At 65.0% G+C, this 20,172-nt stretch carries 18 protein-coding genes; 13 read left to right on the top strand and 5 right to left on the bottom strand.

The window, feature by feature from the left end; translation table 11 throughout:
* The first annotated feature begins 4 nt into the window (after positions 1-4).
* From ftsA to lpxC, 3 genes are all read left to right on the top strand, one after another.
* A complete protein-coding gene (ftsA, locus tag LT988_RS09220; RefSeq protein ID WP_232409865.1) occupies positions 5-1,240 on the top strand; it encodes a cell division protein FtsA in 1,236 nt (411 codons plus the stop codon).
* A gap of 298 nt (positions 1,241-1,538) precedes the next feature.
* Positions 1,539-2,705, top strand: coding sequence for a cell division protein FtsZ (ftsZ, locus tag LT988_RS09215; RefSeq protein ID WP_232409864.1), 1,167 nt, complete (start codon positions 1,539-1,541; stop codon positions 2,703-2,705).
* 251 nt (positions 2,706-2,956) lie between these two features.
* Positions 2,957-3,868: a UDP-3-O-acyl-N-acetylglucosamine deacetylase gene (gene lpxC / locus LT988_RS09210; protein WP_232409863.1), complete on the top strand. Its 912-nt coding sequence runs from the start codon at positions 2,957-2,959 to the stop codon at positions 3,866-3,868.
* Here lpxC and LT988_RS09205 read toward each other — a convergent pair.
* On the bottom strand, positions 3,865-4,422 hold the full coding sequence (locus LT988_RS09205; protein WP_232409862.1) for a DciA family protein: 558 nt from the start codon (positions 4,420-4,422) through the stop codon (positions 3,865-3,867). The genes lpxC and LT988_RS09205 overlap by 4 nt on opposite strands.
* 401 nt (positions 4,423-4,823) lie before the next feature.
* Between LT988_RS09205 and LT988_RS09200 the strand changes: the two genes are divergently transcribed.
* From LT988_RS09200 to LT988_RS09185, 4 genes are all read left to right on the top strand, one after another.
* Positions 4,824-5,510 (top strand): M23 family metallopeptidase, encoded by a 687-nt coding sequence (locus LT988_RS09200; RefSeq protein ID WP_232409861.1) that lies wholly within the window; start codon positions 4,824-4,826, stop codon positions 5,508-5,510.
* A 152-nt stretch (positions 5,511-5,662) separates the two neighbouring features.
* Entirely contained in the window at positions 5,663-8,509 is a 2,847-nt protein-coding gene (gene secA, locus LT988_RS09195; RefSeq protein ID WP_232409860.1) for a preprotein translocase subunit SecA, read from the top strand.
* Between the two features lie 8 nt (positions 8,510-8,517).
* Positions 8,518-9,756, top strand: coding sequence for a bifunctional glutamate N-acetyltransferase/amino-acid acetyltransferase ArgJ (gene argJ, locus LT988_RS09190; RefSeq protein WP_232410550.1), 1,239 nt, complete (start codon positions 8,518-8,520; stop codon positions 9,754-9,756).
* Positions 9,753-10,703, top strand: a complete 951-nt coding sequence (locus LT988_RS09185; RefSeq protein ID WP_269752118.1) for a Nudix family hydrolase — start codon at positions 9,753-9,755, stop codon at positions 10,701-10,703. Before argJ ends, LT988_RS09185 begins: the two co-directional genes overlap by 4 nt.
* Positions 10,704-10,732: 29 nt before the next feature.
* Here the strand turns inward: LT988_RS09185 and yacG are convergent, their stop codons facing one another.
* From yacG to LT988_RS09165, 4 genes are all read right to left on the bottom strand, one after another.
* Positions 10,733-10,933 carry a DNA gyrase inhibitor YacG gene (gene yacG, locus LT988_RS09180; protein ID WP_232409859.1) on the bottom strand — a complete coding sequence of 67 codons (201 nt, stop codon included), beginning with the start codon at positions 10,931-10,933 and terminating at the stop codon, positions 10,733-10,735.
* 190 nt (positions 10,934-11,123) lie between these two features.
* Positions 11,124-11,972 carry a cell division protein ZapD gene (zapD, locus tag LT988_RS09175; protein ID WP_269752117.1) on the bottom strand — a complete coding sequence of 283 codons (849 nt, stop codon included), beginning with the start codon at positions 11,970-11,972 and terminating at the stop codon, positions 11,124-11,126.
* A gap of 72 nt (positions 11,973-12,044) precedes the next feature.
* Complete coding sequence (locus tag LT988_RS09170; protein ID WP_232409858.1) at positions 12,045-12,224, bottom strand: hypothetical protein; 180 nt, start codon at positions 12,222-12,224, stop codon at positions 12,045-12,047.
* A gap of 226 nt (positions 12,225-12,450) precedes the next feature.
* Entirely contained in the window at positions 12,451-14,421 is a 1,971-nt protein-coding gene (locus LT988_RS09165; RefSeq protein WP_232409857.1) for an LOG family protein, read from the bottom strand.
* Positions 14,422-14,676: 255 nt separating this feature from the next.
* Here LT988_RS09165 and LT988_RS09160 point away from each other — a divergent pair, with 255 nt between their 5' ends.
* From LT988_RS09160 to LT988_RS09135, 6 genes are all read left to right on the top strand, one after another.
* Entirely contained in the window at positions 14,677-15,426 is a 750-nt protein-coding gene (locus tag LT988_RS09160) for a YebC/PmpR family DNA-binding transcriptional regulator (protein ID WP_232409856.1), read from the top strand.
* Positions 15,419-16,036 (top strand): crossover junction endodeoxyribonuclease RuvC, encoded by a 618-nt coding sequence (gene ruvC, locus LT988_RS09155; protein WP_232409855.1) that lies wholly within the window; start codon positions 15,419-15,421, stop codon positions 16,034-16,036. The genes LT988_RS09160 and ruvC overlap by 8 nt, the downstream gene beginning before the upstream one ends.
* Positions 16,033-16,641, top strand: a complete 609-nt coding sequence (gene ruvA / locus LT988_RS09150) for a Holliday junction branch migration protein RuvA (RefSeq protein WP_232409854.1) — start codon at positions 16,033-16,035, stop codon at positions 16,639-16,641. The genes ruvC and ruvA overlap by 4 nt, the downstream gene beginning before the upstream one ends.
* 125 nt (positions 16,642-16,766) lie before the next feature.
* On the top strand, positions 16,767-17,864 hold the full coding sequence (glcE, locus tag LT988_RS09145; protein WP_232409853.1) for a glycolate oxidase subunit GlcE: 1,098 nt from the start codon (positions 16,767-16,769) through the stop codon (positions 17,862-17,864).
* A 10-nt stretch (positions 17,865-17,874) separates the two neighbouring features.
* The gene (glcF, locus tag LT988_RS09140) at positions 17,875-19,083 is read left to right on the top strand and encodes a glycolate oxidase subunit GlcF (protein ID WP_232409852.1); all 1,209 of its coding nucleotides are present in this window, start codon (positions 17,875-17,877) and stop codon (positions 19,081-19,083) included.
* A gap of 191 nt (positions 19,084-19,274) precedes the next feature.
* Positions 19,275-20,156: a 2-hydroxy-3-oxopropionate reductase gene (locus LT988_RS09135; protein ID WP_232409851.1), complete on the top strand. Its 882-nt coding sequence runs from the start codon at positions 19,275-19,277 to the stop codon at positions 20,154-20,156.
* Positions 20,157-20,172: the final 16 nt, after the last annotated feature.

Genomic DNA, 20,172 nt, shown 5'->3' with positions numbered 1-20,172 from the left:
CCGGATGTCGAGACGTAACGACAAGAATCTATTGGTGGGCCTGGATATCGGCACCTCGAAGGTGGCCGCCTTGGTGGGCGAGCTCAAGGACGACAACCAGATCGAGATCATCGGCATCGGCACACACCCCTCGCGGGGTCTGAAGAAGGGCGTCGTCGTCGACATCGAGTCGACCGTCCAGTCGATCCAGCGTGCGGTCGAGGAGGCCGAGCTGATGGCGGGCTGCGAGATCCACTCGGTCCATGCCGGGATTGCCGGCAGCCATGTGCGCAGCCTCAACTCGCACGGCATCACCGCGATCAAGGAGGTCGAGGTGACCCAGGCCGACGTCGACCGAGTCATCGATGCGGCACGGGCGGTGGCGATCCCGGCTGATCAGAAGATCCTGCACATCCTGCCGCAGGAATTCATCATCGACGATCAGGAGGGCATCCGCGAGCCGATCGGGATGTGCGGCGTGCGGCTCGAAGCCCGTGTGCATATGGTCACGGGTGCGGTGAGTGCCGCCCAAAACATCGTCAAGTGCATCCGGCGCTGCGGGCTCGAGGTCGACGATCTGGTGCTCGCTCAGCTCAGCTCGAGTTACTCGGTGCTCGGCGACGACGAGAAGGAGCTCGGAGTCTGTGTCGTCGACATCGGCGGCGGTACGACGGATCTCGCCGTCTTCACGGACGGGGCGATTCGCCACACCGCGGTGATCCCGATCGCCGGCGATCAGGTCACCAACGACATCGCGGTCGCACTGCGCACGCCGACGCAGCATGCCGAGCTGATCAAGGTCAAGCATGCCTGTGCCCTGGCACAGCTGGCGGCCAACAGCGAGTCCATCGAGGTTCCGAGCATCGGGGATCGACCGCCGCGCAGACTCTCGCGCCAGACGTTGGCCGAGGTGGTCGAGCCGCGCTACGAGGAGCTCCTGACCCTGCTGCACAACGAGCTGCGGCGCAGCGGTTTCGAGGATCTGGTCGCGGGCGGCGTCGTGTTGACCGGCGGCAGCTCGAAGATGGACGGCCTGATCGAGCTGGCCGAGGAGGTTTTCCATATGCCGGTGCGGCTCGGGGTCCCGCAGTACGTGATCGGGATGGACGAGGTCGTGAACAATCCGATCTATTCGACCGGCGTGGGTCTGTTGATGTACGCGCGGCAGCACCGTTTCTCGCGGCGGCCCGAGATCGGGGATTCCGCCGGGCTGCGAGGTGCGTGGTCGCGGATGCGGAGCTGGTTTCAGGGCAATTTTTGATGGAATCGGGTCGGCTGCCACATCGCGTTTGGGCGTGTTTCGCGGATCCTGTTCAGCGTTGCGCGTGTCGCAGCCGATGCGGTTGAGTCGGTCGAATGTGTTCGGGGGGGGCGTTCAGTCACTTGAAGGCGCATTTGGGGTGGGGTGTTTCGTCAAGCCCCATCGGTCGGGGGCCGCGGCCTGCGGTCCGGTGCCGCGACAGGTGTCGCGGCGGTGTCGGGGGGACGTGCTCGCCGAAGCGCGCACGTACGGGGTTTCATAGGTCGTGCAACACATGAATTCGAGAGGAGACAACAGTATGTTTGAGCTCATGGATACCCACAGTCAGAACGCTGTCATCAAGGTCGTCGGGGTCGGTGGCGGCGGCGGGAACGCGGTCAACCACATGGTCGCCGCGACCATCGAAGGGGTGGATTTCATCTGCGCCAACACCGACGCGCAGGCGCTGAAGAGCTCGCAGGTGAAGACGATCCTTCAACTCGGTGCCGGCATCACCAAGGGGTTGGGCGCGGGTGCGGATCCCGAGGTCGGTCGCAATTCCGCGATGGAGGATCGGGATCGCATCCAAGAGGCCCTCGACGGGGCGGACATGGTCTTCATCACCGCCGGCATGGGCGGCGGTACCGGTACGGGTGCGGCGCCGGTCGTGGCACAGGTGGCCAAGGAGCTCGGTATCCTGACGGTCGCCGTCGTGACCAAACCGTTCCCGTTCGAGGGGACCAAACGGCGCCGCATCGCAGAGGAAGGCATTGCGGAATTGGCCAAGCACGTCGATTCCTTGATCACGATCCCCAACGAAAAACTCTTGGCGGTACTCGGTAAGGACATGAGCCTGCTCGGCGCCTTCAGTGCCGCCAACGACGTGCTGTTGCATGCGACTCAGGGCATCGCCGAGCTGATCACTCGTCCAGGCCTGATCAACGTCGACTTCGCCGATGTTAAAACGGTCATGTCGGAGATGGGTGTCGCCATGATGGGGACCGGTGCAGCTCGCGGCGAGCATCGTGCCCGCGAGGCCGCAGAGGCCGCCATCCGCAGCCCGCTCCTGGAGGACATCGACCTTGCCGGTGCGAAGGGCATCCTGGTCAATATCACCGCCGGACTGAGTCTGACGATCGGCGAGTTCGACGAGGTCGGCAACACCGTGCGTGATTTCGCCGACGATGATGCGACCGTCGTGGTCGGTACCGTGATCGATCCGGCGCTGGACGACGAGCTGCGTGTCACGGTTGTCGCGACCGGTTTGGGCGAGCGTCGCGTCACGCTCAAGCGGCAAGGTGCCCAAGAGGCGGCTGCAATGCACCTGGTCGGCGGCGGCAACAACGAGAGTGCACCCAACTATAACGACCTCGGCCGCCCCGCGATCTATCGTCGCGGCGGTGCTGCGGCTGTGGCCGAGGCGGTCGTGGAGAGCGATCTCGACTATCTCGATATTCCGGCGTTTCTGCGCCGGCAGGCGGATTGATCAGGGGTTTCCCTGTATCAAATAGTTCTTCCAAAACAGTCGCCTTCAAAATGGTTCGTTAGTGATCTTGATAAACGTCGGGGAAAACCCTAAGCTTAGCGGCAGGTGGCTCGCATGCGAGCCGCAAAACAACATGACGAATGGAGAACGATCGTGGTCCCGGCACGGATTTGCCGGACCACGCTCGATCGTCGATCAGCCGGCAACGGATGCCGACAGCCGCCACGGCTTGCGATGGGAGACCTCGACCGATGCTCAAGCAGCGTACCTTGAAGAATGTGATCCGGGCGACCGGTGTTGGCCTGCATACCGGCGAGAAGATCCCCCTGACCTTGCGGCCGGCGGCGCCCGATACGGGCATTATCTTCCGCCGGGTCGACTTGGAGGCGCCTGTCGAGATCAAGGCGACACCTTTCAACGTGGGCGATACCCGGCTGTCCACCACCCTCGTGAAAGGCGATGTCCGTGTCTCGACGGTCGAGCACATCCTGTCGGCTTTTGCCGGACTCGGGATCGACAATGCCTATGTCGATGTCGGCGCGGCCGAGGTGCCGATCATGGACGGCAGTGCCGGGCCGTTCGTGTTCCTGGTGCAGTCGGCAGGGATGGAAGAACAGAATCGCGCCAAGCGTTTTATCCGTATCAAGCGGCCGATCGAGGTGCGCGACGGCGACAAGTATGCTCGCTTTTCGCCATACAACGGCTTCAAGGTCGAGTTCTCGATCGATTTCGACCATCCCGCATTCCACGCGCGGTCCAACCGGGCGATCGTGGATTTCTCGACCTCCTCGTTCGTGAAGGAGGTGAGCCGGGCGCGAACCTTCGGTTTTTTGCGCGAGATCGAGGCATTGCGCGCTCAGAATCTGGCCCTGGGCGGGAGTCTGGACAACGCAGTCGTCGTGGACGAATACCGTGTGCTCAACGACGAAGGCTTGCGCTACGAAGACGAGTTCGTGAAACACAAGATCCTGGATGCGATCGGCGACCTCTATCTCCTGGGTCATACACTGATCGGGTCCTTCCAGGCACACAAGTCCGGTCATGCGCTCAACAACAACCTGTTGCGCGCGCTGGTGGCCGACGTCGATGCCTGGGAAGAGGTGGTGTTCGAGGACTCCGCGCAATCTCCCATCTGCTATGCGCACCCGGTGGCGCTGGCTTAGTTCGCCTCTGGAGCGAGCTTCTCTTCGACGCCGGGCAACCGCTGCGATTCACCCCGTCCGTCCCCGACCGCCGCCTCGGCGGCCGCGGCATGGTGGTTTGCGAAACGCCGAAAGACCTCCGCCAAGGCCGGGTCCGTCATCCCGTCCGCCGCGCCGCGCAGATGTGCGATTGCTCGAACGCTCAGTCGGTTTCCGCCGTTGGGCGCTTTCGGCGATTCGATTGGCGGGCCGGCTCGATCCCCCGCTGCCGCATCGCCCTCCCCCGGGATGCGGACCTGCGTCGAGATCTTGGCGACGCCCTCGCCCTGGAGCGATCGAGCCAGGTCCTCGATCAAAAAGCGTGTGCGGGTAAGCCAAGCCGGCGAATCCAGAACAAGCGTCAGGACCTCCCCGGCAAGGGTCGCGTCGCGGCAATGCGCGCGCAACGGATCCGGCAGCCGATTCAGCACCATTCCCAGCAAGGCCAGCTCGCGGTCTCTGTGCTCGAGATGCTTGCGGATCAATCGGTTGGACTGAAGCAATTCGCGGACATGAGCCAGTCTCGGATAAAGCATCGGAGGTAATCCTCGACATGCGAACGGCTGAGCGAAAGCGATCCCGATGGTCGTTCGCGCGGAAAAACGAATCGACCTGGGCCACGATTGTGGCGACAATTAACCTTTGTGCCCAGTGCCCATCCAGTTAGAGAAGCAGCAGAGGGAAGACGATGCGCCACCTCGACCGACGAAAAACCGATCGCGGACAGGCCGTTATAACACTCTTGGCCGTTACCCTGTTCACCGTGGCGGGGGTAGGATTAGGATTCTGGATAGGGCATTACCAAAATCTGACAACACTTGTCGACAACCCCGCTCAACCGGCGCTTGTTCCCCGAGCCTCGCCAGCACCGCTTCCCCCCGTCTCCGATCCCGCAAACTCCGACGACCTCGATGCGATCACCGCCCGCGTCGGCGACATGCAGGCTGAACTCTTCAGGCTCAATGCACTCGGCGAACGACTCGTTCAGATGTCCGGTCTGAACCCCGAAGAATTCGATTTCGAGAATCCGCCTCCGCGAGGCGGTGCCGAAGACGGTCCGGCGCGAGACTTTACGATCCGCGAAATCGCCAGCGAGCTCGGCAGCATGGTTAGTCTGGTTCAGGACCGTCAGCGCAAGCTCGAGGTCATCGAAGACGTCATCATGGAGAAGGGTCTCACGGCTCAGGTGATGCCGTCCGGCTGGCCTGTCCGCGCCGGTTACATCACCTCGAGATTCGGGTTTCGGGTGCATCCCATCAAGAAGAAGCGCCTCTTCCATGAGGGCGTCGACTTCGCAAGTCCGCGAGGTACCGCGATCGTGGCGGTCGCCGACGGTGTCGTCACCTTCAGCGGTCGTAAGGGCGGATACGGGCGCACGGTCGATATTCGGCATGTCAACGGGCTCGTCACACGCTATGCCCACAACCAGGACAATCTTGTCAAAGAGGGGCAGATGGTCCGCCAAGGTCAGAAGATCGCGACGGTCGGATCCTCCGGAACCGCGACTGGCCCGCATGTTCACTTCGAGGTTCTGAAGGACGGAAAGGCGGTCGATCCCTTCCGCTACATCGACCGTCAGCCTCGTCCGGTCGTGGCCGCGACATCCGAGGGTCAACCCGGTTAGATGCCGGCGATCCGTCGAAGGACCGAGCCGGGTGCACGGCGGGGCGGTTTGCGCGGGCTCGCGGCGGTGGCCGAACCTGCGACGGCACCTGCGGCTGTCATTGAATTCCGGTATCATGCCGGGATTTTCCCGACAGGTCTCAAACGTATCCGATGGTCAAGCATCTGCTCAAAAAGGTCTTCGGCAGCCGGAATGACCGGCTCGTCAAGACGCTGCTCAAGTCAGTCGCACGGATCAATGCCCTTGAGCCCGAGCTCGAGCGACTCTCCGATCAAGCCCTCGCCGCGAAGACGACGGAGTTTCGCGAGCGTCTTGCCGCAGGAGCGGATCTCGACAGCCTGATTCCGGAGTCATTCGCGGTCGTGCGCGAGGCATCCAAGCGAACGCTCGGCCTACGTCACTTCGATGTGCAGATGGTCGGCGGTATGGTGCTCAACGACGGTAAGATCGCCGAGATGCGAACCGGCGAGGGCAAGACCCTGGTCGCGACCCTCTCGGCCTACCTCAATGCCCTCCCGAGCAAGGGCGTGCACGTCGTCACCGTCAACGACTATTTGGCACGGCGCGACGCCGCCTGGATGGGGCAGATATACCATTTCCTCGGTCTGACCACCGGCGTGATCAATTCATCGGGCGGTACCGGCCCGGATTCCGCGTCCTTCCTCTTCGATCTGAGCTACGAGCCGCCCGTCGGTCAAGGTTATCGCCACATGCGCCCGGTCTCCCGCAAGGAGACCTATGCCGCGGACATTACCTACGGCACCAACAACGAGTTCGGATTCGACTATCTGCGCGACAACATGGCCTTCGTGGCCGAGCAGCGCGTTCAGCGCGATCCCTTCTACGCGATCGTCGACGAGGTCGACTCCATCCTCATCGACGAGGCGCGCACCCCGCTCATCATCTCGGGTCCCTCCGAAGGGAGCACGGATCTCTACAAGCAGATCGACAAGATCATTCCGCGCCTTACGCGTCAGGCCCCCATCACCAACGAGGAGGGTCAACCCGACTTCGGTCCCGGCGATTATTCGGTCGACGAGAAGGCGCGCCAGGTCTATCTGAGCGAGGAAGGTCACGAGCACGTCGAGCAGATGCTGGTGGAGATCGGACTCCTCGCCGAGGAAGGCGGTCTCTACGACCCCGCCAACATCGTCCTAATGCACCACGTCTATGCCGCGCTGCGTGCGCATGCGCTGTTTCAGAAGAACGTCGAGTACATCGTGCGCGACGGTCAGATCGTCATCGTCGACGAGTTCACCGGGCGCACGATGCCGGGCCGGCGTTGGTCGGAGGGTCTGCATCAGGCGGTGGAGGCCAAGGAAGGGGTCGCCATCCAGCCCGAAAACCAGACGATGGCGTCGATCACCTTTCAGAATCTCTTCCGGCTCTATCCCAAGCTCTCGGGTATGACCGGCACGGCGGATACCGAGGCGTACGAGTTTCAGCAGATCTACGGGCTGGAGGTCGTCGTCATCCCGACCAATCAGCCCATGGTCCGCGAGGATCGGGGCGACCTCGTGTATCTCACGCAAGACGAGAAGTATCAGGCCATCATCGAGGACATCCGCGACTGCGTTGCTCGCGGTCAGCCTGCCCTCGTGGGTACCGCCTCGATCGAGACCTCCGAGCTGATCGATCGTCTGCTCGTCGAGCAGAAGATCCCGCACGAGGTCCTGAACGCCAAGCAGCATGAGCGCGAGGCCGGGATCATCGCCCAGGCCGGCCGTCCCGGTGCCGTCACCATCGCCACCAACATGGCCGGTCGCGGGACCGACATCGTGCTCGGCGGTAATCTGGAGGCCGAGCTCGAAGAGGCCGGTCCCGATGCCGATCGCGACGCCATTCGCGCCGCCTGGAAGGAGCGCCACGCCCAGGTGGTGGCGGCCGGCGGTCTGCATGTCGTCGGCACCGAGCGGCACGAGTCCCGTCGTATCGACAACCAGTTGCGCGGTCGCTCCGGCCGCCAAGGTGACCCGGGCTCCTCGCGTTTCTATTTGTCGCTCGAAGACAACCTGATGCGCATCTTCGCCTCCGATCGCGTCGGCAAGATGATGCAAAAGCTCGGCATGCAGCAGGGCGAGGCGATCGAGCACCCCTGGGTGACCAAGGCGATCGAGAACGCCCAGCGCAAGGTCGAGGGCCGCAACTTCGATATCCGCAAGCAGCTGCTCGAATACGACGACGTCGCCAACGATCAGCGCAAGGTCATCTATCGCCAACGCCGCGAGCTGATGGACAGCGTGGATGTCTCGGATACCGTCACGGCGATGCGCGACGATGCCCTGACGCGCCTGATCAACACCTATGTTCCGCCCGAGAGTCTCGAAGAGCAGTGGGATGTGGAAGGGCTGAGTGTCGCGTTGAACGAGCATTTCGGCGGCGACTGGCCGATCCGCAAGTGGCTCGACGAGGACGACTCGCTCCATGAAGAAACCCTGCGGGCACGCATCCACGATACCCTGATCTCGGCTTACGCCGATCGCGAGAAGCTCATCGGCTCGCCGACCATGCGTCAGATCGAGACCGCGGTGATGCTCCAGACCCTAGACACCCATTGGAAGGACCACCTTGCCGCGATGGACTATCTACGTCAGGGGATCCATCTGCGCGGCTACGCGCAGAAGAACCCCAAGCAGGAGTACAAGCGCGAGGCCTTCGAGATGTTCTCCGCGATGCTCGACAGCATCAAACACGACGTCGTGGCCACTCTCGCCAAACTCCAGGTGCAGACACAGCCCGGTGCAGAGCCGCAGCCTGTCTCCGCGCTCGGAGCGGCGCCCGCTCGGGAACGGGAGTTCGAGTTCAAGCACGAGCGCTTCGAGGGTCTCGGTTCCGCGGGCGATGCGGATCCCGAAGGCCGCGACCGGGCGAGCGCTCGCGGCGCCGAACCTGCGCACGCTCAACCCTATGTCCGCGGCGATCGCAAGGTCGGGCGCAACGAGCCCTGTCCCTGCGGTTCGGGTAAGAAGTACAAGCAATGCCACGGCAAAGCGAGTTGACGGACACCATGACCGCATCCGATCCCGTCGTCCCGGGCCAGTTGCGCGACTTGGTCTGGCATCCCGTCGGCGGTGTGCGTTTGGCTGCCGGGGCGGCCGGTATTCGCTATCAGGGACGGGATGACTTGTTGGTCATGGAACTCGCCCCCGGCAGCCGCTGCGCGGCCGTTTTCACCCGGAACGCCTTCTGCGCCGCGCCCGTGCGGGTCGCCAAGACCCATTTGGGTCAAGCGATGCCCCGCTATCTGTTGATCAACGCGGGTAATGCCAACGCGGGTACGGGTCGGCGCGGGCTGGCGGATGCGGAGTCGAGCTGTGCTGCACTCGCCGCTCTGGGCGACTGTGCCGCGGAGGAGGTCCTGCCCTTCTCCACGGGCGTGATCGGCGAGCATCTGCCGGTCGATCGTATTGCGGCGGCACTGCCCGAGCTGCTCGGCCGATTGGATGCATCGGCATGGCCTGCCGCTGCGCGCGCCATCATGACGACGGATCGGGTGCCCAAGTTGATCTCGCGCACCTTCCAGATCGACGGACGCACCGCGTCGATCACCGGGATCGCCAAAGGCGCCGGGATGATCTGTCCGAACATGGCGACCATGCTCGCCTTCATCGCGACGGATGCGGCCGTGGCACCCGGCGTGCTCGAAGCCTGCTTGGGCTCGGCGGTCACCCGATCATTCAATGCCATCACGGTCGACGGCGATACCTCGACCAACGACGCTTGCGTGCTGGTCGCGACCGGGGCCTGCGGAAATCCCGAGATACGCGACGGTGCGTCGCCGGAATACGGCGTACTCCAGAGTGCCGTCGATGCGGTTTGCGTCGAGCTGGCGACCGCCATCGTTCGCGATGCCGAGGGTGCGACCAAGCTCGTGACCGTGCAGATCGAAGGCGCGGCTGATGTCGATGAAGCCCGCGCGGTGGCGTACACCATCGCCCATTCGCCGTTGGTGAAGACGGCGCTCTTTGCGTCCGATCCCAACTGGGGTCGCATCCTGGCCGCGGTCGGGCGTGCGGGTGTTCGTGATCTCGACATTGATCGGATTCGAATCCATCTCGGCGAGGTCTTGATCGTCGATGATGGGGGGCGCGCACCTGATTATACGGAGGAGGCCGGGGCCGCCGTCATGGCCGAGCCCGAGATTCTGATCCGCGTCTCGCTTGGCCGGGGTCCGGCCGAGGCACGGGTCTTGACCTGCGATCTCTCCTACGACTACGTCCGGATCAACGCCGAATACCGCAGTTGAGCAGCGACCTGATTCATGTGATGGTCGGCGCGATTTCCGATCCTGCGGGACGGGTGCTGATCACCAAACGCCCGGATCGCGTCCATCAGGGCGGGCTCTGGGAGTTTCCGGGCGGCAAGCTCGAACCCGGCGAATCACCCGAGCGCGGTCTGGCGCGCGAGCTTGAAGAGGAGCTTGGCATCAAGGTCCACGACAGCCGTCCGCTCATCCGCATTCGACACCATTACGGTGATCGCCATGTCCTGCTGGATGTCCGGCGTGTCGTGTCGTACGCGGGCGTCCCCGCCGGTTTGGAAGGGCAGCCTCTCGCCTGGCAACGTCCCGAGACCATGGATCCGGCCTGCTTTCCCGCGGCCGATCGTCCCGTTATCACAGCCCTGCGCCTGCCGGCTTGCATGCTGATCACGGGTCTTGATCCTCTTGACCCCGAGGTCTTTCTGGCTCGGCTTGCGCGCGCCGTCGCGCGCGGAATCCGACTCGTCCAACTGCGTGCACACGACCTGAATCAGTCGGCCTATCGGGACTTGGCGCGTCGCGCCTTCGTGGTCTGCGAGCGAGGCGGTGCAGCTCTCCTCCTGAACCGACACCCGGAAGAGATACTGGAGATCCCGCGTCATGGCTTACATCTCGGCGGACGCGCGCTCGCCCGACTGAGCGAGCGTCCGGGTCGGCCGGACGACCTGGTCGGAGCCTCCTGTCACACGGCCGATGATCTCATGCGCGCGGCGCGTCTCGGGCTCAACTATGCGCTGCTGTCGCCGGTCCAGCCCACGGTCTCCCACCCCGGGGCAGAGCCGCTCGGCTGGCGCCGCTTCGCGGAGCTGGTGGATACGGCGACGCTTCCGGTCTATGCACTCGGTGGCTTGACCCGAGCTGATCTGGAGGTGGCCCGAGAGCATGGCGCTCAGGGCTTGGCGGCGATTCGAGGTTTCTGGCCGATCGACTGATCGCTAAGGGTCGCGATGTGCGCCGGGCCTCAGTGTGCCCCCGGCGAATGCTCGCTGATGGGTGAATCATCGTCGAGATCGTCTTCCGTGCCGGGTATCCGGTGATTCTCGTCCAGCCACTCGCCCAAATCGACCAAACGGCAGCGCTCGCTGCAGAAGGGGCGCCAGGGCGATGCCGGACCCCAAACGACAGCCTTGCCGCAACGTGGACAGGAGACGATCGTGTCCATGGCTAAACCGCGTCCCGTGCGAAAATCGATGCTTTGTTGGCGAGCGCAGCTCGGTGGACGCCGAAGAATCCGTGCTGGACGCGGTTTAGGAATGGATCCGAATCATCTGAACCGCGTCCACGGATGAGGCGTTTGGCGGGTGCCTGGGCAGCGAGCGAGTCGAAACAGTGCATGGTGTGAAGGACGCGGTTCAAAAGACGCAGCAGGTGAGCTTGAAGGGGATGTTTTCCGGGATCTGAGACGGCCGCCCTTGAGATCCGGTCTTCATGAAACGGATGCTGAAGCGGCTCTTGTGACCGCTGATCTCGGGGTAGAGTGCACCGGTCCCGTTGATCCCGACCCGCACCATCTGCGCCGGGGCCTGGACATCGAGCGCTTCCTGAAAGAAGCCGCCCTCCGCGAGCACCTGACGCGGCGATGCGCTGGTTCGGGCGAGCGAAAGGACGAGGCGGATCGCCCGCTCCGCCGGCCGCAGATCCTGAAGCCAGTGGTCGAGCCGCGCCTGCCTGATCTCCGGTGCCTGGATGAGCCAATGATGGAACTGCGGTAGATCGAAGCTGCAGGCCCCGCCCGGAATACTGCTGCGTTGGGCGACGCTCTTGAGGAGGTCGTCCTCTCGGGCGATCTGTCCGATCGGTCCGGACAGGCGATGAACACCGCCGACGGCATCCGCGAGGTCGCCGAGCACCTGGTCCAATGCCCGCGGATCGACCCCGGGCTGATCCCCGAAACGCTTGATCGTGGCGATGTTGCGATCGAGCTCTTTGAGCAGCTCGTTCTTGACGTCCGCGCGTGCAGTCACCGCGGCGATGTCGAGCAGGGTCTCGACGGCCACACGGGTCGCCCAGGCGTCGTACTGAGGCGCGAAGTAGTTGAGTCGCTCGAACAGATGCTCGATCCGCAGGAAGGTGCGGACGCGCTCGTTCAGCGGATGCTCGAAGGTCATGAGTGTCGACACAAGGGCGCCTCGGGGCTCGGCGCGACCCGGATCCGGATATCTCGGCTCGGTCGGCGCGGCAGTCGTTCGAACGTCGCGCATCCATCGATCCGGTGCGCGGTACCATAACCGGAATTCTCCCGATTTTGCGAGGGGTTGTCACGTCCGCACCGATCATCCCCTGATCGCGGCAGGCACGCGCCTCGGGCGTCTCATCGGGCCGCCCGCCGTGTCGAGGGCGCCGAGGCCGACCTCCCAGAGCGGCAGCTCCGCGGCGGATGCCGAGACCGCCAGGGCGCAGAGGATCAGCAGTTGGCCCGCGATCCGTGCTACTTGTCGAAACACGTCGTTCAAAAAGGGTCCATCCGTTGGCCGTCCGAGTGCTTTGAAGTACGAGTTGGGAGGTCGGCACACGGAGTCGGCCCGACACCACGGCATACCACCCCCTCTGCGCTTCGAAGGCGGAAACTCGCGTCATCCTATAGTCTGCGGATCCTAACCGTGCTCGGTCCGGGGAGCAAGAAACCCCCGCCGGAGTCGTATCCTGCGGCGACGGACCTTTCGGTGGTCTGCCCCGCGGCTACCCCAGCCGGAGGGTCTGTTTGTAGAAGCGCGGAATGGCGTCGGGGTCGGCGGTCATGAGGATGTTGTCGAGTACCCAGTCCGGGAGCCGGCCTTGTGCCGCCATGCGGTTCAATTGGGTCTTGAGACCCTCCCAGTAAAAGCCCTCGCCGGAGCCGTCGAAGAAGACGATGGGTCCGGACTCGATGACGCCGAGCTTCATGTCGGTCAGGGTCAGGCCGATTTCTTCGAGCGTTCCGACTCCGCCGGAGAGGAAGATGTGGAAGCTCGCAATCTCGAACCAGCGCTGGCGCGACTGGCGGCTGCGTGCCTGGAAGGTCTGGTAATAGTCGGCGCTTTGATTGGGCTTCTGGTCCAGGGTCTCGATGTAGCTGGAGCCGACCAGGAGACCGAGCCGGTGCGCTGTTTCGGTCACCTGCAGCATGGCGCCCGGACCGCCGCCGGTTAGGACGCTGATGTCGCTTCCGAACAGGCCCTTTAGGTTGGTCAGCAGACGTTCGATCTGGAGGGCTGACCTGTCGTCGAGCGGCTTGATGGATCCATAGATGGCGAAGACCAGGCTGGTGCGGAAGCGATCGACCTGCTCGGGCGAGGTGAAATAACCGCGAAGCCCCCGGAAGACGTGCCGCGCGACTTGAGCGCGTTCATCGTTGCACCAGAAGACCTCGATGCCGAGACCCTCGTAGTCGGCCAGTCGGCCGTGGTCGCGGGCGGAGAGGAAGTGCCCGTGCTCGAAGGAGGCGCGCCGAAAGACGATGCGACCGATCCGCCGGCGCAGGGCCGCGGCGCAGATCTCGGTGTGCTCGATCAGATTCGGGAAGTAGCCGAGCAGCAGAGTCGCGCGTGCGCCGTCTGCAAGATCCTCCAGGATGCCGGTGCCGTATTCGGTGCGGGTGTCGAGCTTGAGGCCCTCGGCGACCAAGCCGGCCGCCAAGTCGGTCCCGCCGCGCGGGTCGCGTGGTTCCACGGGCCGGGTCCAGATGCGATCGGGGCGGGCGCCGTTCAGCAGGGTCTCGGGATGCTGCGTCACGGCCATCATGCGATGCGAGTAGCACTCCTCGAGCGGTCCGGCTTCGAGCCCATCGAAGATCTCGGCGAGCTGCGGGTAGTCGTTGCCGGATCGGGTCTCGGGGGGCGCGGTGCTCGCGCGCCCGTGCCAATAACGACGGCTCGGGGTGAGCGGGATGGCGTCGTGCACCGAGGCGGCCACGCTCGGGTTGACGATCAACTGCTCGGAGCGGTTGATGAACTCCAGGTAGACGTTGGTGCCGCGCGTGGAGACCGGGTCGAGGACTGTCGCCTGTAGATGAAAGCCGAGCGCGTCGTCCAGATTGCGAAGCACCACGTAGTGGCGGTGCAGAAACATGGAGCACGCCGTGACCAGGCCGTTGTTCGCCGGCAGCGCGATGTGGTCGACCGCTTCGCGGGTCTGCAGGCGATTGAGCAGGTCCTTTCCGTCGGCATGCGTGGCGATCGCCGTGATCTGCTCGAGTGTCAAGGGCTCGAGAAACCGAAAGCGCTGCCGCTGCGGCCGCAGGATGAGATAGCCGTTGCTGTCGACCGAGAAGCCGTCCGGGACCTGGATCTCGTTGCCCCGGATGAGTCCGTGGATGGCGGAGGAGTCGAGCCTGTTGTCCTGCGGGCAGAACACCAGGCGTCCGACCCGCAGGCCTGGGATCACGATATGCTCCAGGTGCTCGGCGATGCCGAAGGAGTGGATCGCGGAGACCACCTGGAGTTTCAGCGTGCAGTGGTCCCCGTCGAAGAGCGGCTCGTCGAGCGGACAGATGTTGATCCCCATCCGTGCCAGACGACTGCGGGCGGCAAAGACCAGGTCGGACTCCCGGCCCTTCACGAGCGCGCGAAACTGCGGCGAGATCGCAAAGCGCGCCTCGACCCGAAAGCCTTCCGCGTCGGTGCCGACGAGGGCCGTGATCCAACCGTCGCCGGTTTCGGGGGTCGCGTACATGGACGGGTCCTGAAGTCGTTGAGGGGGCGCCGCAAAGGGGTCGGCGTGCGGGCACGGATCTGTCGTTCGGTCTGCGCCCGCATCCGCGCGCCCGGTTCCCCCGGAGCTCCCCGGCCGATGCTAGAATGCCGGGCCAAACAACATGCAGCGCGACTCCCGCCATGTCAACCGGCCCTGATCAGGCTTCCCTATCCGGGGCCGGGCTCGTGGGGTGGGGCGCGCGCTCGGTCGATCGTGAGTGAAGAGAGGTTACCGATGGCGGGTCACAGCAAATGGGCCAACATCAAGCACCGCAAGGCGGCTCAGGACAAACAGCGCGGAAAGGTCTGGACCAAGCTCATCCGCGAGGTCACGGTTGCAAGCCGCGAGGGTGGAGGTGACCCCGGTGCGAATCCGCGTCTGCGTCTGGCGATGGACAAGGCGTTCGGCGCCAACATGCCCCGCGATACGGTCGAGCGCGCCATCAAGCGCGGCGCCGGCGGGATGGAGGGCGACGATTATGAGGAGATCCGCTACGAGGGTTACGGTCCGGGCGGGGTCGCCATTATGGTCGATTGCATGACCGACAACCGCAACCGCACCGCGGCCGAGGTTCGTCACGCCTTCAGCAAGCACGGCGGAAACCTGGGGACCGACGGCTCGGTCGGATATCTCTTCAGCAAGCAAGGCATCATCAGCTTCCAGCCCGGTACCGACGAGGATGCGGTGATGGAAGCGGCGCTCGAGGCCGGAGCCGAGGATGTGGTCGCCAACGACGACGGCTCGCTCGACGTGGTCACCACGCCCGAGGCCTTCGCCTCGGTCAAGGACGCGCTCACCCAAGCCGGGTTCGATACCGAGGTGGCGGAAGTCTCCTACAATGCCGCGACCCTCGCCGAGCTCGATCGCGACACGGCCGAGAAGCTGCTGCGTCTGGTTGATGTCCTAGACGATCTGGACGATGTCCAAGAGGTCTACCACAACGCCGATATCGCCGACGAGATCCTGGCCGAGCTCGATGCCTGAAGACCGCCGGCGACCCGCCGATCGGCAGGGCCTGCCCGGCGTCCGGCCCGGCGCGTCGGTCGGCCGCACATCGATCGGATCCCCGGAGAGACTTCGCCACCGCATCCTGGGTATCGATCCCGGCTCGCGCACGACCGGCTACGGTGTCATCGATACCGACGGTCAGCGCAGCCGTTGGATCGCCAGCGGCACCTTGCGGGTCGGCGAACACCCCTGGCCGGATCGTCTCGGCCGCATCTTCGACGGTGTCGCCGCCATCGTGGCCGAGCACGCACCCCACGAGATGGCGGTCGAGCAGCTCATCTTTGCCCGTGATCCGACCGCAGCGCTCAAGATCGGTCAAGCGCGCGGTGCGGCACTCTGCGCCGGGCTCAAGTCCGGCGTGACGGTGCACGAATACAGTCCCAAGACGGTGAAGCTCGCCGTTGTCGGCACGGGCGGGGCCGACAAGGCCCAGGTCCAGCACATGATTCGCGTCCTGCTTGCGCTGACCGAGACCCCCTGCGAGGACGAGGCCGACGCCCTGGCGATCGCGCTCTGTCATGCCCACTCGATGGGCATCCCGGCGCGCGGGCGGGCCTCCGCTTCCTGGCGGGATTGGCGCCCGTGATCGGCCGCCTGTACGGCAGGATCCTCTCCAAGCACCCGCCCCAGCTGCTGCTGGACGTGGGCGGTGTCGGCTATGAGGTCGAGGCCCCCATGTCGACCTTCTACGACCTGCCCGCCGTCGGCGAGACCGTGGTCCTGGTGACTCACCTGGTGGTGCGCGAGGATGCCTGGTTGCTCTACGGCTTCGGCCGCGAGCAGGAGCGTGCGCTCTTTCGGCGTCTGCTCAAGGTCACGGGCGTCGGCGCCAAGATGGCCCTGGCGATCCTCTCGTCGATGGACGCCGCACGCTTCGCGCAATGTATCGAGCACGAAGACCTCGATGTGCTGGTGCGGGTCCCCGGGATCGGCCGGAAGACTGCACAGCGCCTCGTGATGGAGTTGCGGGACAGCCTGGATATGATTCCGGGCAGCGCCCCCCATCTACCCGAGACGCAACCCCGCGGTGCCGACACGCGCGATCAGGTGCTCGCCGATGCGGTGAGCGCACTGGTGGCCCTGGGCTACCGCCCGGTCGATGCGACCCGGATGGCCCGCGCGGCGGACGACGGCAGCGGCGGGGCAGAGAACATCATCCGCAGCGCATTGCGTGCCGCGAGCGCGCGCTGAACCGCGTCCCGCGCGATCTGCGATCCTTCCGGCCCGATTCGGCCTTGCGGCAGACAAGGATGTCGGAACCGACCCGGTTTGGAGATGTTCAATACGGGCTTTTTCAATCTGTCGAGGTGGACTCCGTGAGCAACGACCTAACCGCCGAGCTTCAAGATCGGGTTCGAGCCGCGGCCGATGCCTCGTTGCCCCTGCGTTTGGAGGGCAACGGCACCAAGTCGGCCCTCGGTCGCGCGGTCGACGGCGAGGGCTTGTCGCTCTCCGGGCATACCGGGATCCTCAACTACCAGCCCAAGGAGTTGGTCGTGACTGCGCGCTGCGGCACCCCGCTGTGCGAGATCGAGGCGGCGCTCTCCGAGCAGGGGCAGATGCTCCCGTTCGAGCCTCCGCATTTCGCCGATGACTCGGACGGGGACAACTCGACCCTGGGTGCGACCCTGGGTGGAACCATCGCCTGCGGCCTTTCCGGGCCTGCGCGGCCTTACGCAGGCTCGGCCCGCGATCTGGTGCTGGGCACGCGCGTGTTGACCGGGCGTGCCGAGATCCTGCGTTTCGGCGGCGAGGTGATGAAGAACGTCGCCGGCTATGACATCTCGCGGCTTATGACCGGAGCCTACGGGACACTCGGCATTTTGCTGGACATCAGCGTGAAGGTGCTCCCCATCTCGACGACCGTGCGGACACTGGTGCAGACCTGCTCGCAGCCGGAGGCGATCCATCGGATGACGGGCTGGGCCGCGAAGCCGCTGCCGATCAGTGCGACCTGCTTCGACGGCGAGCGGCTGTGGGTTCGGTTGTCCGGCAACCAAGGCGGCGTCTCGGCCGCCGCCGAGCGCATCGGGGGCGAGTCGGTCGATGAGGGCGAGGCGCTCGTCTTCTGGCGGGATCAGATCCGCGAGCAGCGCCACCCTTTCTTTGCAGATGATGCACCCTTGTGGCGCTTGTCGGTGCCTCCTGCCGTCCCGCCCCTGTCTCTGCCGGGCGTCCAGCTGATCGAGTGGGGCGGTGCGCAACGCTGGCTGCGGAGCGACGCCGCGGCCGATATCATCCGCGCCGCGACGACGTCCGTGGGCGGACATGCCACGCTGTTTCGCGGGGGTGACCGCCGCTCGGAGGTCTTCCACCCGCTCCCTGCGGGACTCATGACACTGCATCGCGAGATGAAACGTGCCTTCGATCCGAACGGCATCCTGAACCCCGGTCGCCTCTACCCGACCCTGTAAGGAGCCAGGCATGCAGACCGAGATCCTGCCCGAGTTTCTGAGCACGCCCGCCGGTCGCGAGGCCGACGCCATCCTGCGCTCCTGCGTCCACTGCGGCTTCTGCACCGCGACCTGTCCGACCTATCAACTGCTCGGCGACGAGCTCGACGGTCCGCGGGGACGGATCTACCAGATCAAACTGGTCATGGAGGGACAGGCGCCGACCCGCATCACGCAACAGCACCTCGACCGCTGTCTGACCTGCCGCTCGTGCGAGACGACCTGTCCGTCGGGTGTGCGTTACGCGCGACTGCTCGATATCGGACGACACCTGGTCGAGGAGCGCGTTGAGCGTCCGGTGTCCGAGCGGCTGCTGCGCTGGGCGCTCGTGAAGACCGTGCCCTATCCGTCGCGCTTCGGCCCCCTGATGCGGATCGGGCGTTGGATGAAACCACTGCTCCCGGCCAAGCTCAAGGCGAAGCTGCCGACACCGCGTCCGGCCGGCGCTTGGCCGAAGCCGGCCGCGCATCGTCGAATGCTGGTGCTCGGCGGGTGCGTCCAGTCGGTCGCGACGCCTGTGACCAATGCCGCGGCCGCGCGTGTGCTGGCGCGGCTCGGGATTGATCTGATCGAGTCGCCCGCTGCCGGCTGTTGCGGTGCCGCCGCCTATCATTTGAACGCCTTGACCGACGGGCTCGATGCGATGCGGCGCAATATCGACGCCTGGTGGCCCGAGATCGAGGCGGGTTGCGAGGCGATCCTGGTGACCGCGAGCGGGTGCGGCGCCATGGTGAAGGACTATGGTCACGCCTTGGCCGAGGATCCGCTTTACGCAGAGCGGGCCGCACGTGTGGCGGCCTTGGCGCGTGATCCGATCGAGGTCGTCGCGAGCCTGGATCTTTCGCCGCTCGGTTCGCCCGGCGGAGGTCGCCGCGTCGCCTTCCATGCACCCTGTACGCTGCAGCACGGTCAGCAGATAAAGCAGGTGGTCGAGCCGGTCCTGACTGGACTCGGATTCGCGATGACTCCCGTGCCGGACGGCCATCTGTGTTGCGGATCCGCCGGAACCTATTCGATCACCCAGCCGGAGCTCTCCGCACGTCTGCTCGGGAACAAGGTCGAAGCCCTGGAGTCCGGACGGCCAGAGCTGATCGCGACAGCCAACATCGGCTGCCAGCTCCAGATCGCCGGCGGCACCGAGATTCCAGTCGTGCACTGGCTCGAGCTGCTCGACGGCTGAGTCACGGTCGGTCCGCTCGGCGCGGTTTTTGGTCGCCTCGTCCTTGCCCCTCTGCATGCGTTCGGGGGGCGAGGCCTCCGTGAAACAAGAAGAGGACCGAGGCCCCGGGGGCGTACGTTGCGCGGTTCGGCGACGATCAGGCGCATCGCGGCCTTCGACTCCTGGTCTCGGCCGTCAATGAGGATCACATCATGAACGAACGTGTCGGCTTCATCGGACTCGGCATTATGGGTCGGCCGATGGCCCTGAACCTGATAAAGGCCGGCTATGAGCTCGTCGTCCATGCACGTCGGACCGAGTCGATGCAACCTCTCGCCGAAGCCGGTGCGCGGACAGCCGAGAGTCCTGTCGCCGTGGCGCGCGACGCGGATGTCGTCTTCACGATGGTTTCGGATACCCCGGATGTCGAAGAGGTGATCCTCGGGCCGGAGGGCATCATCCAAAGTGTTCGGCCCGGTGCAGTGGTGGTGGACATGAGCACGATCTCTCCTTCGTCGACACGGATGATGGCCGAGCGACTTCGCGCCGCCGGAGCCGCGATGCTCGACGCCCCGGTCTCGGGAGGGGAGGCGGGAGCGAAAGCCGGTACGCTATCCATCATGGTCGGGGGCGAGCCGGCCGCCTTTGCGCGGGTGCAGCCACTGTTCGAGGCGATGGGCGGAAGCATCGTGCATGTCGGACCCAACGGCGCGGGTCAGGTCTGCAAGTCCTGCAACCAGATTGTCGTCGGAGCGACCATTGCCGGCGTCTCGGAGGCGGTCCTGTTGGCTCAGGCGAGCGGCGTTGATCCGCGGAAGGTGCGCGAGGCCCTGCTCGGCGGCTTCGCAGGCAGCCGCATCTTGGAGGTGCACGGCCTGCGGATGATCGAGGGCGATTACACGCCGGGCTTCAAGGCACGCCTGCACCGCAAGGACATGCGGATCGTGCTCGAGTCGGCGCAGGAGTTGGGGATCTCCCTGACGACGGCGGCGACGGTGGCGCAATGGTTGGACATGCTGGTCGAGCGTGGGCTGGGCGAGGAGGATTCAGCGGCGATCTTCGAGATGATCCGCGGGTCGGTCGGCGAGGGATAGATTCCTTCCCGTACCC

Source organism: Thiocapsa bogorovii (genome assembly GCF_021228795.1).
GTDB lineage: Bacteria > Pseudomonadota > Gammaproteobacteria > Chromatiales > Chromatiaceae > Thiocapsa > Thiocapsa bogorovii.
This window is presented reverse-complemented; position numbering and strand designations above follow the sequence as displayed.

Excerpts from the sequence above, each read along its gene's own strand:
- ftsA (WP_232409865.1), top strand. The coding sequence starts at position 5 with ATGTCGAGACGTAACGACAAGAATCTATTGGTGGGCCTGGATATCGGC.
- ftsZ (WP_232409864.1), top strand. The coding sequence starts at position 1,539 with ATGTTTGAGCTCATGGATACCCACAGTCAGAACGCTGTCATCAAGGTC.
- lpxC (WP_232409863.1), top strand. The coding sequence starts at position 2,957 with ATGCTCAAGCAGCGTACCTTGAAGAATGTGATCCGGGCGACCGGTGTT.
- LT988_RS09205 (WP_232409862.1), bottom strand. The coding sequence starts at position 4,422 with ATGCTTTATCCGAGACTGGCTCATGTCCGCGAATTGCTTCAGTCCAAC.
- LT988_RS09200 (WP_232409861.1), top strand. The coding sequence starts at position 4,824 with ATGCAGGCTGAACTCTTCAGGCTCAATGCACTCGGCGAACGACTCGTT.
- secA (WP_232409860.1), top strand. The coding sequence starts at position 5,663 with ATGGTCAAGCATCTGCTCAAAAAGGTCTTCGGCAGCCGGAATGACCGG.
- argJ (WP_232410550.1), top strand. The coding sequence starts at position 8,518 with ATGACCGCATCCGATCCCGTCGTCCCGGGCCAGTTGCGCGACTTGGTC.
- yacG (WP_232409859.1), bottom strand. The coding sequence starts at position 10,933 with ATGGACACGATCGTCTCCTGTCCACGTTGCGGCAAGGCTGTCGTTTGG.
- zapD (WP_269752117.1), bottom strand. The coding sequence starts at position 11,972 with ATGCGCGACGTTCGAACGACTGCCGCGCCGACCGAGCCGAGATATCCG.
- LT988_RS09165 (WP_232409857.1), bottom strand. The coding sequence starts at position 14,421 with ATGTACGCGACCCCCGAAACCGGCGACGGTTGGATCACGGCCCTCGTC.
- LT988_RS09160 (WP_232409856.1), top strand. The coding sequence starts at position 14,677 with ATGGCGGGTCACAGCAAATGGGCCAACATCAAGCACCGCAAGGCGGCT.
- ruvC (WP_232409855.1), top strand. The coding sequence starts at position 15,419 with ATGCCTGAAGACCGCCGGCGACCCGCCGATCGGCAGGGCCTGCCCGGC.
- glcF (WP_232409852.1), top strand. The coding sequence starts at position 17,875 with ATGCAGACCGAGATCCTGCCCGAGTTTCTGAGCACGCCCGCCGGTCGC.
- LT988_RS09135 (WP_232409851.1), top strand. The coding sequence starts at position 19,275 with ATGAACGAACGTGTCGGCTTCATCGGACTCGGCATTATGGGTCGGCCG.